Source organism: Streptomyces sp. NPDC059900, from assembly GCF_050270335.1.
GTDB lineage: Bacteria > Actinomycetota > Actinomycetes > Streptomycetales > Streptomycetaceae > Streptomyces.
Genome location: NZ_JBNNJZ010000058.1, coordinates 1 through 12,480, shown reverse-complemented (window position 1 = coordinate 12,480; position 12,480 = coordinate 1). Strand labels below are relative to the sequence as shown.

Annotated in this window: 14 protein-coding genes; 6 read left to right on the top strand and 8 right to left on the bottom strand. The window is 71.7% G+C overall.

All coding sequences use genetic code 11. From position 1 onward, the window contains the following. Positions 1-94: 94 nt before the first annotated feature. From ACQKIP_RS11830 to ACQKIP_RS11820, 3 genes are read left to right on the top strand one after another with little or no spacing between them, the layout of a single operon-like run. The gene (locus ACQKIP_RS11830; RefSeq protein WP_365860178.1) at positions 95-862 is read left to right on the top strand and encodes an SDR family oxidoreductase; all 768 of its coding nucleotides are present in this window, start codon (positions 95-97) and stop codon (positions 860-862) included. Beyond that, entirely contained in the window at positions 859-2,577 is a 1,719-nt protein-coding gene (locus tag ACQKIP_RS11825) for a class I adenylate-forming enzyme family protein (protein ID WP_365859995.1), read from the top strand. The genes ACQKIP_RS11830 and ACQKIP_RS11825 overlap by 4 nt, the downstream gene beginning before the upstream one ends. 25 nt (positions 2,578-2,602) lie before the next feature. Beyond that, the gene (locus ACQKIP_RS11820) at positions 2,603-3,196 is read left to right on the top strand and encodes a TetR/AcrR family transcriptional regulator (protein WP_365859996.1); all 594 of its coding nucleotides are present in this window, start codon (positions 2,603-2,605) and stop codon (positions 3,194-3,196) included. Between the two features lie 12 nt (positions 3,197-3,208). Here the strand turns inward: ACQKIP_RS11820 and ACQKIP_RS11815 are convergent, their stop codons facing one another. The 3 genes from ACQKIP_RS11815 to ACQKIP_RS11805 form a co-directional block, all read right to left on the bottom strand. After that, on the bottom strand, positions 3,209-4,423 hold the full coding sequence (locus tag ACQKIP_RS11815) for an acyl-CoA dehydrogenase family protein (protein WP_365859997.1): 1,215 nt from the start codon (positions 4,421-4,423) through the stop codon (positions 3,209-3,211). Between the two features lie 7 nt (positions 4,424-4,430). After that, entirely contained in the window at positions 4,431-5,462 is a 1,032-nt protein-coding gene (locus tag ACQKIP_RS11810; protein WP_427742897.1) for a phosphotransferase family protein, read from the bottom strand. Between the two features lie 209 nt (positions 5,463-5,671). Then, positions 5,672-5,968 carry a hypothetical protein gene (locus ACQKIP_RS11805; RefSeq protein WP_365859999.1) on the bottom strand — a complete coding sequence of 99 codons (297 nt, stop codon included), beginning with the start codon at positions 5,966-5,968 and terminating at the stop codon, positions 5,672-5,674. A 177-nt stretch (positions 5,969-6,145) separates the two neighbouring features. Between ACQKIP_RS11805 and ACQKIP_RS11800 the strand changes: the two genes are divergently transcribed. After that, positions 6,146-7,102 carry an NADP-dependent oxidoreductase gene (locus ACQKIP_RS11800; protein WP_365860000.1) on the top strand — a complete coding sequence of 319 codons (957 nt, stop codon included), beginning with the start codon at positions 6,146-6,148 and terminating at the stop codon, positions 7,100-7,102. A 23-nt stretch (positions 7,103-7,125) separates the two neighbouring features. Here ACQKIP_RS11800 and ACQKIP_RS11795 read toward each other — a convergent pair whose 3' ends face one another. From ACQKIP_RS11795 to ACQKIP_RS11775, 5 genes are read right to left on the bottom strand one after another with little or no spacing between them, the layout of a single operon-like run. Next, on the bottom strand, positions 7,126-7,467 hold the full coding sequence (locus ACQKIP_RS11795; protein ID WP_365860001.1) for a DUF202 domain-containing protein: 342 nt from the start codon (positions 7,465-7,467) through the stop codon (positions 7,126-7,128). Beyond that, positions 7,455-7,847: a YidH family protein gene (locus tag ACQKIP_RS11790; RefSeq protein WP_361195687.1), complete on the bottom strand. Its 393-nt coding sequence runs from the start codon at positions 7,845-7,847 to the stop codon at positions 7,455-7,457. The genes ACQKIP_RS11795 and ACQKIP_RS11790 overlap by 13 nt, the downstream gene beginning before the upstream one ends. A 9-nt stretch (positions 7,848-7,856) precedes the next feature. Then, the gene (locus tag ACQKIP_RS11785) at positions 7,857-8,393 is read right to left on the bottom strand and encodes an NUDIX hydrolase (RefSeq protein ID WP_365860002.1); all 537 of its coding nucleotides are present in this window, start codon (positions 8,391-8,393) and stop codon (positions 7,857-7,859) included. Positions 8,394-8,420: 27 nt separating this feature from the next. Continuing rightward, on the bottom strand, positions 8,421-9,194 hold the full coding sequence (locus tag ACQKIP_RS11780; RefSeq protein ID WP_365860003.1) for a glucose 1-dehydrogenase: 774 nt from the start codon (positions 9,192-9,194) through the stop codon (positions 8,421-8,423). Then, the gene (locus tag ACQKIP_RS11775; RefSeq protein WP_365860004.1) at positions 9,191-9,817 is read right to left on the bottom strand and encodes a TetR/AcrR family transcriptional regulator; all 627 of its coding nucleotides are present in this window, start codon (positions 9,815-9,817) and stop codon (positions 9,191-9,193) included. The genes ACQKIP_RS11780 and ACQKIP_RS11775 overlap by 4 nt, the downstream gene beginning before the upstream one ends. Before the next feature lie 158 nt (positions 9,818-9,975). Here ACQKIP_RS11775 and ACQKIP_RS11770 point away from each other — a divergent pair, with 158 nt between their 5' ends. Next, positions 9,976-11,631, top strand: coding sequence for an FAD-binding dehydrogenase (locus ACQKIP_RS11770; RefSeq protein WP_365860005.1), 1,656 nt, complete (start codon positions 9,976-9,978; stop codon positions 11,629-11,631). A gap of 211 nt (positions 11,632-11,842) precedes the next feature. After that, a partial coding sequence (locus ACQKIP_RS11765; RefSeq protein ID WP_427742893.1) for a hypothetical protein occupies positions 11,843-12,480 on the top strand: 638 nt, incomplete at its 3' end.

The window sequence follows — 12,480 nt, the reverse complement described above, 5'->3', positions numbered from 1 at the left end:
GCGGGGAACGAACCGTGCTGCCCGACCCCCTTCCATCCGCACATACCGACTGGTTAGTCTGCGATCACAGCGGAGCCGCAGTCGAAGGAGACTGATCGTGGAGACCTTGCAGGACAAGGGAGTTGTCGTCACCGGTGCCGGAGGCGGGATCGGGGCCGCACTGGCCCGCCGGTTCGCCGCCGCCGGGGCGCGCGTGGTGGTCAACGACCTGGACGCCGCCAAGGCCAAGACGGTGGCCGACGAGATCGGCGCCGTCGCCGTGGCCGGCGACGCGTCTGCCGTGATGGCTGAGGTCAAAGAGGCCCTGAGCGGCACCGTCGACGTGTACTGCGCCAACGCGGGCCTCGGCTCGGGCGGCTCCGAGGCCGCCCCCGAGGAGGTCTGGGCCACGGCCTGGGACGTCAACGTCATGGCGCACGTCCGCGCGGCCCACGCACTGCTCCCCGAGTGGCTGGAGCGCGGCAGCGGCCGCTTCGTCTCCACCGTGTCGGCGGCCGGACTGCTCACCATGATCGGCGCCGCGCCCTACAGCGTCACCAAGCACGGCGCGTACGCCTTCGCCGAGTGGCTCTCGCTCACCTACCGCCACCGAGGGATCGACGTCCACGCGATCTGCCCCCAGGGCGTGCGCACCGACATGCTCGCCGCCACCGGCACCGCGGGCGACCTGGTGCTCACGCCCACCGCGATCGAGCCGGACGCCGTCGCGGACGCGCTCTTCGCCGGGATGGACGAGAACCGCTTCCTGATCCTGCCGCACCCCGAGGTCGCCGAGTACTACCGCATCCGCGCCGCCGAACCGGACAAGTGGCTCACCGGCATGAACCACATCCAGCAGAAGTGGGAGGCGGCGGAGCGGTGAGCGAGGCGACCCCGACCACGTCCGAAGCCACCCCGACCGCGTCCGTCTACGCCGCCAAGCCCTGGCTCGGCCGCCTCTCCGAGGCCCAGCGCGCCCCGATCGAGCCCGCGGCCTCCGTCGTGCACGCCTTCCGCGCCTCCGTCCTCAGGGCGCCCGAGCACCCGGCCCTCGCCTACTTCGACGGGCGCCTGAGCTACCGCGAGACGGACGCCCTCTCCGACTCCGTCGCCGGACACCTGGCCGCGCGCGGGATCGGGCGGGGCGAGAGGGTCGCGATCCTCCTGCAGAACACCCCGCACTTCGTGATCGCGCTGCTGGGCGCGTGGAAGGCCGGCGCCACGGTCGTGCCGGTGAACCCGATGTACAAGTCGGCGGAGGTGCGGCACGTCCTCGCGGACGCCGACGTGACCGCGCTGATCTGCTCGGACCGCGCCTGGGAGACGTATCTGCGCGAGACGGCCGCGGCCTCTCCCGTACGCGTCGTGCTCACCGCCTGCCAGCTCGACCTCCAGACCCGGAACGACACCCGCGTCCTCGACTTCGAGCGCCTGCCGCAGGCCTCCGACGCCGACGACCTGGTGACGGTCGCCCGGCAGGGGCTCCCGGCCCCCGGAGACCGGGTGCTCGGTCCCTCCGACATCGCGCTGATCAGCTATACGTCGGGCACGAGCGGCACCCCCAAGGGCGCCATGAACACCCACGGCAACATCACCTACAACGCCGAGCGGCAGCGCACCGGCTCCGGCATCCCGGAGGGCGCCTGCTACTTCGCGATGGCGCCGCTCTTCCACATCACGGGCATGGTCGCGCAGGTCGCGGCCTGTCTGACCAACGCGGGCACCCTCGCGCTCGCGTACCGCTTCGAGGCCGGGGTGGTCCTCGACGCCTTCGCCGAGCACAAGCCGGCGTACACCGTGGGCCCCTCCACGGCCTTCATGGCGCTGGCCGCCCACCCCTCCGTGACGCGGGAGCACTTCGACTCCTTCGTGATGATCTCCTCGGGCGGCGCGCCGCTGCCGCCCGCCCTGGTCGAGAAGTTCCGTGCGGGTTTCGGCCCCTACATCCACAACGGCTACGGCCTGACCGAGTGCACCGCGCCCTGCGCCTCCGTGCCGCCGGGCCTCCAGGCGCCGGTCGACCCGGTGTCCGGGACGCTGGCCGTCGGCGTCCCCGGCCCGGAGACGGTCGTCAGGATCGTCGACGACCAGGGCGCGGATGTCCCGTTCGGCGAGCAGGGCGAGATCACCGTGCGCGGTCCGCAGGTCGTGCCCGGCTACTGGAAGCGCCCCGACGCCACGGACGAGGCGTTCCCCGGCGGCGAGCTGCGCACCGGCGACATCGGCTTCATGGACGCGCAGGGCTGGCTCTACGTGGTCGACCGCAAGAAGGACATGATCAACGCGTCCGGTTTCAAGGTCTGGCCCCGCGAGGTGGAGGACGTCCTCTACAGTCACGCAGCCGTCCGTGAGGCGGCGGTCATCGGTGTCCCGGACAGCTACCGCGGCGAGACGGTCAAGGCCTTCGTCAGCCTGCGCCCGCAGGCGGACGTGGCTCCCGACGAGCTGGCCGCGTACTGCAAGGAACGGCTCGCGGCGTACAAGTACCCCCGCGCGGTCGAGATCCTGCCGGAGCTGCCGAAGACCACAAGTGGGAAGATCCTCCGGCGGGAACTGCGTTCCCGCAACGACGCGAGCTCTCGGCACGACGAGAGCTGAGAAACCCGAAAGGCAGGTGGCGGCAGTGGCCAGGACGACGGACGGTGACGGCACGCCCGTCCCCCAGCGGCTGCTCGCCGCCGCCACGCGGCTCTTCGCCGACCGCGGCTACGACCGTACGTCGGTGCAGGAGATCGTGGAGTCGGCAGGCGTCACCAAGGGCGCGCTCTACCACTACTTCGGCTCCAAGGACGATCTTCTGCACGAGGTGTACGCGCGTGTCCTGCGCGTCCAGCAGGAGCGTCTGGACGCCTTCGCGAACGCCGACGCGCCCATCGAGCAGCGGGTGCGGGACGCGGCGGCGGACGTGGTCGTCACGACGATCGACAACCTCGACGACGCCTCGATCTTCTTCCGCTCCATGCACCACCTGAGCCCGGAGAAGAACAAGCAGGTGCGATCCGAGCGCCGCCGCTACCACGAGCGGTTCCGCGCCCTGATCGAGGAGGGCCAGGAAGCAGGCGTCTTCTCCAAGGCGACCCCCGCGGACCTGGTGGTGGACTACCACTTCGGCTCGGTCCACCACCTGTCCACCTGGTACCGCCCGAACGGCCCGCTCACCCAGCAGCAGGTCGCCGACCACTTGGCGGACCTCCTGCTGAGGGCGCTGCGGCCGTAGTACTTACGGCCCCTACAGGTACTTCTTGAGCTCCCGCCGCGCCAGCGACCGCTGGTGCACCTCGTCGGGCCCGTCGGCCAGACGCAGAGTCCTCGCCGCCGCCCACAGTTCGGCGAGCGGGAAGTCCTGGCTCACGCCCCCCGCGCCGTGCAGCTGGACGGCCTGGTCGAGGATGTCGACGACCGTGCGCGGGGTGGCGATCTTGATGGACTGGATCTCCGTGTGCGCGCCCTTGTTGCCGACGGTGTCCATCAGCCACGCGGTCTTCAGGACGAGCAGCCGCAGCTGCTCCACCGCGACCCGCGCGTCGGCGATCCACTCCTGGACGACGCCCTGCTGGGCGAGGGGCTTGCCGAAGGCCGTACGCGCCACCGCGCGCTGGCACATCAGCTCGATGGCCCGCTCGGCCATGCCGATCAGGCGCATGCAGTGGTGGATGCGGCCCGGACCCAGGCGCGCCTGGGCGATGGCGAAGCCGCCGCCCTCCTCGCCGATCAGGTTGCTCACGGGGACCCTGGCGTGGTCGAAGACGACCTCCGCGTGCCCGCCGTGGGAGTGGTCCTCGTAGCCGTACACCTGCATCGCGCGCCGCACCTCGACGCCGGGGGTGTCGCGCGGCACGAGCACCATGGACTGCTGGCGGCGCGGGTCGGCGTTCCCGGGGTCCGTCTTGCCCATCAGGATGAAGATCTGGCAGTCCGGGTTCATGGCCCCGGAGATGTACCACTTGCGCCCCGTGATGACGTACTCGTCGCCTTCACGCTCGATGAGCGTGGTGATGTTCGTGGCGTCGGACGAGGCGACCTCCGGCTCGGTCATCGCGAACGCCGAGCGGATCTCACCGGCGAGCAGCGGCTCCAGCCAGCGCTTCTTCTGCTCGTCGTTGCCGAACTGGGCAAGGACCTCCATGTTGCCGGTGTCCGGGGCCGCGCAGTTCAGCGCGGTGGGTGCCAGATGCGGGGAGCGCCCCGTGATCTCGGCGAGAGGGGCGTACTGGAGGTTGGTGAGCCCGGCGCCGTGCTCGGCGTCCGGCAGGAAGAGGTTCCACAGGCCCTGCTTGCGGGCCTCGGCCTTCAGCTCGCCGACGATCGCCGGGGTGTCCCAGGGCGAGTCGAGGAGAGCGCGCTGCTCCTCCGCGACCTTCTCCGCCGGGTAGACGTGCTCGTCCATGAAGGTCAGGAGCCGGTCGCGCAGCTCCTCGGTGCGGGCGTCGAATGCGAAGTCCATGGCTGTCTCAGCCTTCCTGTCGTCCCTGGAGGGTGGTGAGGCCGTGCTCGATGAAGACGGGGACCAGCTCCCCAATGCGGTCGAAGCCCGCGCCGACCGTCTGGCCGAGCGTGTACCGGTAGTGGATGCCCTCCAGGATCACGGCGAGCTTGAACCACGCGAACGCCGTGTACCAGGAGACCGCCGAGACGTCGCGCCCCGAGCGCGCGGCGTACCGCTCGATCAGCTCGGCGGCGTCCGGGTGCCCGGGCGCGCCCGCCGTGGTGCTGATGGGGGAGTCGGGCAGTTCGAGCCGGGTGCTGTACATGACGAGCAGGCCCAGGTCGGTGAGCGGATCGCCGAGGGTGGACATCTCCCAGTCGAGGATCGCCTTGATCCGGTCGTCGTCGCCGATCAGGACGTTGTCGAGGCGGTAGTCGCCGTGCACGACGGTGGCCGCGGGGGAGACGGGCAGCTGCCGGCCCAGGGCGGCGTGCAGCTCGTCGATCCCCGCCAGGTCGCGGTTGCGCGAGGCGTCGAGCTGCTTGCCCCAGCGGCGCAGCTGCCGGTCCAGGAAGCCGTCGGGCCGCCCGAAGTCACCGAGGCCGACCGCCTGCGGGTCCACCGAGTGCAGGTCGACGAGGGTGTCGACGTGGCCGAGCACCGCGGCCCTGGTCCGCTCGGCGCCGAGCGGGGCCAGCTCCTGCGCGGTGCGGTAGGGCGTGCCGTCCACGAATTCCATGACGTAGAAGGGCGCGCCGAGCACGGCGTCGTCCTCGCAGAGCAGCAGCGGAGCCGGCACCGGCACGTCGGTGCCGTGCAGCGCGCTGATCACCCGGTGCTCGCGCTTCATGTCGTGCGCGGTCGCGAGCACGTGCCCGAGCGGCGGCCGCCGTACGACCCAGCGCGTCGTGCCGTCCGTGACGGCGTACGTGAGGTTCGACCTGCCGCCCTCGATGAGCCGGGCGGTGAGCGGCCCGCCCACGAGGCCCGGCCGCTCGCGGTCCAGATGGCCGCGCAACTGGTCGAGGTCGAGGCCTGGTGGATGGTCTGAGCTCATCTTCGCTCCTGGTCGGACGGTGTCGGACGGTCGTCGTCGAATGCCGCGCTGCGTCGCGCTGACGTTCATGATGCCGACCAGTCGGTATGTAGTCCAGAGCGCAGTGAGAACGTGATCAGGGTCGCGGTGGCGTCAGGACCCCCGGACATGCCGATCCCCCGCCACAGACTGCCAGTCGGCGCCCGCGCGGGGGAAGTCGGCAATGAGCCTCAGTGATCGTCCCAGTGGCCCTCGTGCGCCGCGTGCCGGTGGCCGTCGTGGACGTAGTCGACGTGGTCCCCGTGCAGCACCGAGCTGTGCCCGCAGCCCTCGCCGTGCCGGTGGTCGTGCCCCTCGTGCACGGCGTGCTCCGCGGGCTCGCACTCGTCCCAGTGACCGGAGTGCAGGCGGTGCATGTGGCCGTCGTGCGCGTAGTCGACGTGGTCGCCGTGCGGCACCTCGGCGTGCCCGCAGGCCGGGCCGTGGACGTGCTCGTGTGCGGGGTGTTCGTGGTGGAGCGTGGTCATGGCGCGTGCACCTTCTGTGAGGGCTGCGAAGGGGAGTGACCCTCTCAGGCTAGTACTCGATGCCCGTTTGATGGGGATATGGAAGCCTTGTTGATGTTTCAGCTTTCGACCACCGCACCACCGCACCCCGGCCCGCACGGGCCGTCCCACGAAGGCGCTCCCCATGAAGCCGACCTCATGAAGGCGATCAGCTACCTCCGCTACGGAGGGCCCGAAGTCCTCGAATACGGCGATGTGCGCGACCCCAAGGTCGGCCCCGACTCCGTCCTGGTCAAGGTCCGCGCCGCCTCGGTCAACCCCGTCGACTGGAAGTGCATGGCGGGCCACCTCGACGGGATCCTCGACCCCGTCTACCCGGTGATCCCCGGCTGGGACGTCGCGGGCGTCGTGGTGCAGCCGGGCGCGGCCGTCCCGGAGTTCGCGGTGGGGGACGAGGTCATCGGCTATGTCCGCGAGGACTTCCTCTCGCGCGGCACCTTCGCCGAGTACGTCGCGGCCCCGGTGCGCACGCTCGCCCGCAAGCCGCGCAACCTCACCTTCGAGGAGGCGTCCGGCCTGCCGCTCGCCGGGCTCACCGCCTTCCAGGTGATCACCAAGACGCTCGCGGTGACGGAGGGCGACGTCGTCCTCGTGCACGCGGCGGCCGGCGGGGTCGGCTCGATCGCCGTCCAGCTGGCCCGGCACGCGGGCGCCCGCGTCATCGGCACCGCCAGCGAGCGCAACCACGACTTCCTGCGCGAACTGGGCGCCGAACCGGTCACCTACGGCGACGGTCTTGCCGAACGGGTACGGGCCCTGGCCCCGGAGGGCGTGGACGCCGCCTTCGACACGGTCGGCGGCGACACCCTCAGGACGTCCGCCGCGCTCCTGGCGCCCGGCGGCCGTCTCGCGTCGATCGCGGACGGGGCGGTGATCGGGCTCGGCGGCCACTACTGCTTCGTGCGTCCGGACGCCGACGACCTCCAGCGCCTTGCGCAGCTCGCCGAACAGGACGTCGTCACGGTGCACGTCTCCGAGACGTTCCCGCTGGAGCGGGCGGCGGACGCCTACCGCCTGAACGCGGAAGGCCGTACGCGGGGCAAGATCGTCGTCACGGTGGACTGGACGTCCGAGGACGGACCCGCCGAGCACTGAGGGCGCCGTGCCCTGACGTGCGCTCAGAACACCATGGCCGTCGCGCACACCGCGAGTGCCATCGTGCACAGCGCCGCCGTCGCCGCGGCCCGCGCCGGAAGCCGCTGCGGCCTGCTGGTGGCCGCCAGGTCGGTCATCCTGCGATGCGCCACGCCCAGGAAACCGAGCCACAGGAGCAGGCAGAGGGCGCAGGCGACCACGGCCACCGCGGTGGTGCCCTCCTGGAGGGCCGCCCGCGCGGCCAGGACCGCCGCGACGGTGCAGGAGAGGGTCGTACGCCGCCACGCGAGCCGCGTGCGCTCCGGCTGGAGCCCCGGATCACGCTCCGGGGCCGCTGCCTCGCCCCGGTCCGTCACCCCTCCCACCCGAAGAGCACGACGACGACCATGGCGAGCGCCACGACCGCGACGGCCAGGCTCAGGACGGTCGGGAAGCGCGAGACGGGCAGATCCTCGCCGCGCCGCATGGCCCGCTCGCAGCGCACCCAGTGGTTGACCGCGCGCAGGGAGCTGAGCACGCCCGCGGCGAGCAGCGCGAGGGCGAGCCCGATGCGCCACCCCCAGCGCAGGTCGGGCAGGAACTGGTCCACCGCGAAACCGCCGCCGATCAGGGCGAGCGCGGTGCGCAGCCAGGCGAGGAAGGTGCGCTCGTTGGCGAGCGAGAAGCGGTAGTCGGGGGTGTCGCCCTCGTCGCGGATCCGCTCGGGCGCGAACCACAGACGAAGGCCTTGTACGAAGTTGCTCACCAGCCGACCCTAGCTGGCGCGGTATTCCCGCAGCCGCTCGTACGCGGCGAGCCCGTCCGGCACCCACGCCCACTCGCCCAGGCGCTCCTCCAGCTCCCCGTCGGTGATGAAGGCGTGCCAGTCGACCTCCTCGACCTGCGGGTCCACGGGCAGGTCGCAGCGCACTTCGTAGAGGTACGACCACCAGGTGTGCCCCGCGCCGTCGTCGTACAGGAACTTGAACAGCGGCGTGGGGCGGGGGAGTCCGCGGACGCCGAGTTCTTCCTCGGCCTCGCGCAGGGCCGCGTCGTCGTAGGACTCGCCGGCCCCGACGACTCCGCCGACGAACATGTCGTACATCGAGGGGAAGACCAGCTTGGTCGGGGTGCGCCGGTGCACGAAGACGCGGCCCCGTGCGTCCCGCGCCTGGACGAACACGCAGCGGTGGCGAAGCCCGCGCGCGTACGCCTCACCGCGCGGGGCCTCGCCCACGACCTCGTCGTTCTCGTCGACGATGGACAGGATCTCTTCACTGGGGTCGGGCAGGGGCCTGCTGTTCGTCGTCATGCCCGCCATCCAACCCCACGGCCCGGCTCACTGACCCATGACGTACTTCACGGTGGGTCCCGCGGTCCAGCCGCCGTCGACGGCGAGCTCGGCGCCCGTCACGTACGACGCGGCGTCCGAGAGCAGGAAGATCATGGCGCCCGCGATCTCGTGCGGCTCGCCGACCCGGCCCATCGGGGTGTTGGGGTAGTTGCCCTCGCCCTTCTCGATGCCCACCTGCGCGGTCATCGGGGTGTACGTCATGCCCGGGTGGACGGAGTTGACGCGGATGCGGGCGGTGCCGAGCTCCACGGCGCCGGTCTTGGTCAGACCCCGGACGCCCCACTTGGACGCGCCGTATCCCGCGGTGAGCGCGAGGCCCATCAGACCGGCCGCCGAGGAGATGTTGACGATGGAGCCGCCGCCGGCCTCCTTCATGGCCGGGATGACGCTCTTCATGCCGATGAAGACGCCGGTGAGGTTGATGTCGAGCACCTTGCGGAAGTGCTCGACGGACTCCGACTCCAGGAACTGGCCGGTGGATATACCGGCGTTGTTGACCAGGCCGTGGACCCCGCCGAACTCGGTGACCGCCAGCTCCACGACGCGCTGCCAGTCCGCCTCCGACGTCACGTCGTGGTGCGCGAAGCGGGCGCGCTCGCCGAGCTCGGCGGCGGTGACCTCGCCCTCCTTGTCGAGGACGTCGGTGAGGACGACGTTCGCACCGGCGGCGACCGCCTGGCGCGCCGCCTCGGCGCCCAGGCCGCGCGCCGCGCCGGTGATGATGACGGTCCTGCCGGTGAGGTCGTGCGGTTGGCTCATGGTTCTCTCCGTGGGGCTGGGGCCCGCAGCAGGGCCGTGGTGGTCTCTACGAGGTCGGCGAGGAAGAGCTCCTCGCCGGTCAGGGGGGTGGTCCCGGCCAGGTACTGACCGGCGCGGTCGGCCATGGCGGCGCCGACGAGGGTGAGGGCCAGGTCGAGGCGTTCGAGCCGGACCGGCTCCGGGAGTGCGCCGAGGCAGTCCTCCGCGCGGCCGATGAGCTCCCAGTAGACGGTGCCGTCGATGGTGGGGTGCGGGGTCCGGGTGCGCACGCCGCTCTCGTGGCTGAGCTGGGCGGAGATGCGCAGACAGCGGCGGCCCCGCTCGGTGCGCAGCTCGCTGGCCTCCGCGGCCACGAGGGCGGCGAGCAGCCCGCGCAGTCCGTCCGGCGCCTGCTCCAGCTCCGCCGCGAGCACCTTCTCCGTACGGGTCTGGCGCTCGGCCATGACGGCGTCCACCAGGGCGGCCCGGCTGCCGAAGTGGTACTGCACGGCGGAGGGGTTGCTCTGCCCCGCGAGCCGCACGATGTCCCGCAGCTGTGCGCCGTGCACGCCCTGAGCGGCGAATACTTCCTCGCCCGCGCGGATCAGCTTCTCGCGCGTCTCGGGTCCCGATGTCCTGGCCATGACGCCATAGTAATGCTGGCCATTATTAAATGCGAGGCCGTGATCCCCGGTGATCCCCGGCGATCCCGAGGTTCCGCGAGCCAGACGGTTGACGCAGGTCCCGCCGTTGCACAGGATCTGAACTCACCAGTAAGCCCCTGCTTAGGAGGAACCCCGGGATGGCCTACGACGCAGACGTCATCGTGATCGGCGCGGGTCTCGCGGGCCTCGCGGCCACCGCGGAACTCGTCGACGCGGGCCGCCGGGTCATCCTTCTCGACCAGGAGCCCGAGCAGTCGCTCGGCGGCCAGGCGCACTGGTCCTTCGGCGGGCTCTTCTTCGTCGACTCCCCGGAGCAGCGCAGGCTCCGCATCAAGGACTCGCACTCCCTGGCCCTCCAGGACTGGATGGGCACGGCCGCCTTCGACCGCCCCGAGGACCACTGGCCGCGCAAATGGGCCGAGGCGTACGTCGACTTCGCGGCGGGCGAGAAGCGGCCCTGGCTGCACGGGCAGGGCGTGCGGTTCTTCCCCGTGGTCGGCTGGGCCGAGCGCGGCGGCTACGACGCGCAGGGGCACGGCAACTCCGTGCCGCGCTTCCACATCACCTGGGGCACGGGACCCGGCCTCGTCGCCCCCTTCGAGCGCCGGGTCCGCGAAGGCGTCGCCCGCGGCCTGGTCCAGCTCAAGTTCCGCCACCGTGTCTCCGGGCTCTCCCGCAGCGCGGGCAGCGTCGACACCGTCACCGGCGAGATCCTGGAGCCCTCCGACGCCGAGCGCGGCACGGCCAGCAGCCGCGAGGCCACCGGGTCCTTCGAGTTCCGGGCCCAGGCGGTGATCGTCACCTCCGGCGGCATCGGCGGCAACCACGACCTCGTACGCGCGAACTGGCCCGAGCGGCTCGGCACCCCGCCGCAGCGGATGGTCTCCGGCGTGCCCGCGCACGTCGACGGGCGGATGCTCGGCATCACCGAGGAGGCGGGGGCGCGGCTCATCAACCGCGACCGCATGTGGCACTACACCGAGGGCATCCAGAACTGGAACCCCATCTGGGACAACCACGGCATCCGCATCCTGCCGGGCCCCTCGTCCCTCTGGCTCGACGCGCGCGGCGACCGGCTTCCCGTGCCGCTCTTCCCCGGCTTCGACACCCTCGGCACGCTCGAACACATCATGAAGTCCGGGTACGAATACACCTGGTTCGTGCTCAACCAGCGCATCATCGGCAAGGAGTTCACGCTAAGCGGCTCCGAACAGAACCCCGACCTCACCGGCAAGTCCGTGCGCGGCGTCATCGACCGGGCGCGCGCCGACGTGGCCGCCCCGGTGAAGGCGTTCATGGACAACGGCGCCGACTTCGTCGTGGAGAAGGACCTCTCCTCCCTGGTGCGCGGCATGAACGCGCTCACCAAGGAACCCCTCATCGACGAGGCCGCGCTGCGCCGCACGATCACCGCGCGCGACCGCGAGATCGCCAACCCCTTCACCAAGGACCTCCAGGTCACCGCGATCCACGGCGCCCGCAAGTTCCTCGGCGACCGGCTCATCAGGGCCGCGGCCCCGCACCGCATCCTCGACCCCAAGGCGGGTCCGCTCGTCGCGGTGCGGCTCAACATCCTCACCCGCAAGACCCTCGGCGGCCTGGAGACCGACCTGTCCTCGCGCGTCCTGACCGAGGGCGGTCAGCCGCTCCCCGGTGTGTACGCGGCGGGGGAGGCGGCCGGATTCGGCGGCGGGGGAGTGCACGGCTACCGCTCGCTGGAGGGCACCTTCCTCGGCGGCTGCCTCTTCTCGGGGCGCACGGCGGGCCGCGCCGCCGCCAAGTCGGTGAGCTGACAGGGGCGTTCGTCGCATCACGCAGTGATCGTCGCCGCTTGTCCGAATCGTGTCCTGGCGGGTAACTCCGCAGGTGGGAGGTGAAGTCCGGAGATTTTGAAACGAGTTGGTGAAGGGCGTGGACGTAGGCTGACCTTGACTGGAGGGCCGCCTACCGGTTTGCTGTGCGTGATCATCCGTACGCGAGCCGCGCCGGGGAGGAAGTCCCGCGGTGTCACCACCCCCACCCCCCCTCGGCCGATCCCGCAAGCGGGCGGCCCACGCCTTCGACCCCGCGCTCGACGACGCCGAACTCGCTGACGCGCGCACCGCACTGACCCAGGGCCGCTGGAGCGAGGTCCGCGCGCTGCTCGCCGCCACCGGCGACGACTGGGACCGCAGGGGCCACCGCTTCGACGTGCTCGCGCAGGAGCAGACCACCGCCGCCTGGGTCCGTGACTGGCAGCTCGCCGAGCCGGAGAGCACCGATGCCGCCCTGCTGCTCGCCTACGCCTCTGTGCACCGCGCGCTGCGCGGCAAGGGGCGCTCGGAGAAGGCGCGGGACGCCTGCCGCGCGGTGGCCGCGCTGCTGCCCGCCGACCCGACGCCGTGGCTCGCGCTGCTGACCCTGGAGCGCTCCCTGGGCCGCGAGGAGGACGTGGTCCGGCTCTTCGACGAGGTCCGCCACCGGCACCCCGAGCACCACCACGCCCACCACCTGATGGTGGCCAGGCTCGCCGAACGGCGCCCCGCCGCGGGCCAGGACCCCCTGCACGAGGTGTACGACTTCGCCGCCTGGGCCGCCGAACAGGCGCCCGCCGATTCGCCGTTGGCGGTCCTGCCCGTCGTCGCCCACGCCGAGCGCTACCG